The 2975-nt window shown below is 57.3% G+C and carries 3 protein-coding genes; 2 read left to right on the forward strand and 1 reads right to left on the reverse strand.

The features are described 5' to 3' along the window. Positions 1-92 precede the first annotated feature (92 nt). Positions 93-1016 carry a transglycosylase SLT domain-containing protein gene (locus B3F77_RS09695; protein WP_293604758.1) on the forward strand — a complete coding sequence of 308 codons (924 nt, stop codon included), beginning with the start codon at positions 93-95 and terminating at the stop codon, positions 1014-1016. A 48-nt stretch (positions 1017-1064) separates the two neighbouring features. On the opposite strand, the gene B3F77_RS09700 is transcribed toward B3F77_RS09695, so the two are convergent. After that, positions 1065-1814, reverse strand: coding sequence for a PEP-CTERM/exosortase system-associated acyltransferase (locus B3F77_RS09700; protein WP_293604759.1), 750 nt, complete (start codon positions 1812-1814; stop codon positions 1065-1067). Between the two features lie 176 nt (positions 1815-1990). Between B3F77_RS09700 and B3F77_RS09705 the strand changes: the two genes are divergently transcribed. Continuing rightward, positions 1991-2896, forward strand: a complete 906-nt coding sequence (locus B3F77_RS09705) for an ice-binding family protein (protein ID WP_293604760.1) — start codon at positions 1991-1993, stop codon at positions 2894-2896. Positions 2897-2975: the final 79 nt, after the last annotated feature.

Here is a 2975-nt window from a genome sequence, read left to right on the forward strand (position 1 = left end):
GCTTAACTGTCGAACCCGGGTGCTCAGGCTCACACCACGTTGGACAAGGCTGCAGCGTGACAAACGCGCGAAAAGCGAGAATACTTGCAACCATGCGTCTGTGCTTTTCAACCTTTCTGCCGGTGTTGATGGCGACATTCTGTGCTGCCGTGGCGGCACAGGAGCAGGACTCCACGCCCGACGGGGCCGCTGACAGTAGCCTTGTTTCCAAGCTGCGCTTGGAGGCCGTCGCCTACGAACATGGTGAAGGTGTGCCGCGCAACCCTGTTCTGGCCGCCACCCTGTACTGCAAGGGCGCGCGGCTGGGCGACGCGCAGGCGCAATACAACCTGGGATGGATGTACGCCAACGGGCGCGGGGTGGAACGCAGCGACCGGCTGGCTGCTTTCTTTTTTCATTTGGCCGCCGAGCAGGGGCTCGAAGCCGCCCAGCGCATGTTGAAAGTGGTGGGCCTTCCCGACGCCGAAGTACCCGACTGCGTGCGCGATCCTGCACCGCCACCCGCTGCGCCCCGGACTACTGAGGCGGCGCAGCCGAGCGTGGATTATCGGGCGATTGCCCCGCGGAAAATTTTTGAGCTGGTGATGAAAATGGCGCCCCAGTATCAGGTGGAGCCGCAGCTGGCGCTGGCAATCATTGCCGCAGAATCCAACTTCAACAATCTGGCACTGTCACCAAAAAACGCCCAGGGGCTGATGCAACTCATCCCGCAGACCAGCGTACGCTTCAATGTGAGAAATCCCTATGACCCGGTCCAGAATATTCGGGGTGGCCTGACCTATCTGCGCTGGTTGCTGGCCTATTTTGAGGGCGATGTGGCGCTGGTGGCCGCCGCCTACAACGCGGGCGAAGGCAACGTCGAGCGTTACCGGGGTGTTCCGCCGTATCTGGAAACCCGGGCCTATGTGCAGCGCATACTCAAGTCGGTCGGCACCTCGGCCCACCCGTTTGACGAAACGGTGGCCCGGCCCTCCCCCTCATTGCCCCTAATCCGCTTGTCCTGGCGCGTGAAATGATCGCATGGACCGCCGCTTTGCTGCCAGACTCAAGATGACATGCCCAGCTTACTTACACTGCACCTGCTGTGAGGCGAGATTGAGCTGTTGTTGAATGTTGTCCAGCAGCACCCGGCAGTCCGGTTTGAAATTGTTGAAGAGCTTGTCACGGCTGATGAAGAACGGAGCCCGTATTCCGCGATGTTTAACCTCTGCGCCGACTTGTTGGAAAAGTAAGCCAAAGCGGCGCAATTGACGGGCTAGTCGGGGCTCCATCATGGCAAAAACACCTTCGAGCCCCTGGTTCAGACCCATGGCGGTAATTGCAAAATAAAGACCTAGTGCGACAGAGGGAAAGAGGCGTCGCTCATTTTCAGCGCTGGCCTCAAAGCTGTCGCTTCCACCATCAGCAACGCTTGCTTCACCGCGACGACGACGAAAGTTGGCGGTAATGGCCAGTCGGGAGATTTCACCGTATTTCCGACGGGACGTTGCGGCCGAACTGGCAAAGTCCCACTCAAGCGACTCGCCGCAGGCATGCTCAAACGGGAGCGGCACCTCAGGCTTTTGGCTGTCAGCCAGAATCAGGCGAACACAGCCGACATAAGTCTGGCTGGATCTGTGAAACAGGAGGCAATGAATTGAGCGCTTGTCGTAGTCGTCATGCTCCAGCTGGCTCGCACGTTGCTGCTCATAGCCAAGCTCTTCGCAATAAACCTGGTGGCGCAGCTGATAGACTTTTTCCAGCAGATTCGCGGTATTTGCGTGAACAACGCTAAAGTAACGCTCGAAGAGGGTGGCAAGGGGTGATTCAGTCATGGAGTGTGTCAGGAATTTTTACACATCAGGCCGTGTCTGCTAATGATACATATGCAACTTATTGATAAATATGCAAAATTTATATTTGGCATAAATAGTGCTTGTGTTCTTGGGAGAGCGCGACGACAGCTTGTCGAGCTTGATTGGTTTTAGTTAAACCGAACCAGGAGATCAGTATGAAAATCTCATCCAAACAGGCAAGCAGTACACGCAAGGCTAGCGCACTGAAATCCTTGTCGACGCTGGCCTTGGCCGTGATGGCTGTGTTTTGCGGCGCCGCGCCGGCATCTGCGATACCATTATCTCTGGGTACGGCACAGCAGTTCGCGGTGCTGGGTGGACAGACGGTGACCAACACCGGCACGACCACCATATGGGGTGATCTCGGTGTCTACCCAGGCACTTCGTACACTGGCAGTGAGACAGTCACGCAGGCAGGAACGGTACACTTGACTGATGGGGTCGCACATCAGGCTCAGCTTGATGCCCTCACTGCATACAATACTCTTGCAGGTCTGCCGTACACCAGCGACCTGACGGGTCAGGATCTGGGTGCCGGGCGCACGCTCACGTCGGGCGTCTATTTTTTGTCGGATACGACGGCTTATTTGACCGGAGCGCTCACCCTTGACTTCCAGAACAATCCCAATGCGCTCTTCGTTTTCCAGATAGCAAACGCCCTCACCACCGGAAGCAGTGCGACTGTCAACGTGACCAATGGCTCACTAACTTCAGATTACGGCGTGTATTGGAAGGTCGGCAGTTCCGCGACTCTTGGTTCCAGTACTGTGTTTGCAGGAAACATTATCGCGGACCAGAGCATCACCCTGGTTTCTTCCGCCAAGATCCTGTGCGGCAGGGCCATCGCGCTCAATGCCGCCGTGACGATGGATACCAACACCATCTCCAACGATTGCCTCGCTTACGCTAACGACACCAGCGACACCACCCGTAGCGACTACGGCAGCGTCGGCTTTAGCGGTGGTGGCGGCGGTGGCGGCACCGTTCCCGAGCCAGGCTCGCTGGCGCTGCTGGGACTCGGACTCGCGGCACTTGGATTTGCTCGCCGCCGCCACGGCTGAGATCAGTTGGCTCACAAAAAAGCCCCTCCAATAACGGCTCTTTTTTGGTGTCTCTTATACACATCTCCGAGCCCACCAG

Origin of the sequence: Polaromonas sp. UBA4122, assembly GCA_002381615.1 — a bacterium.
Classification (GTDB): domain Bacteria; phylum Pseudomonadota; class Gammaproteobacteria; order Burkholderiales; family Burkholderiaceae_C; genus Polaromonas.

What these genes read in the sequence shown, in the direction of transcription:
- B3F77_RS09700 (WP_293604759.1), bottom strand. Translation starts at nt 1,814, where the DNA reads ATGACTGAATCACCCCTTGCCACCCTCTTCGAGCGTTACTTTAGCGTT.
- B3F77_RS09695 (WP_293604758.1), top strand. Translation starts at nt 93, where the DNA reads ATGCGTCTGTGCTTTTCAACCTTTCTGCCGGTGTTGATGGCGACATTC.
- B3F77_RS09705 (WP_293604760.1), top strand. Translation starts at nt 1,991, where the DNA reads ATGAAAATCTCATCCAAACAGGCAAGCAGTACACGCAAGGCTAGCGCA.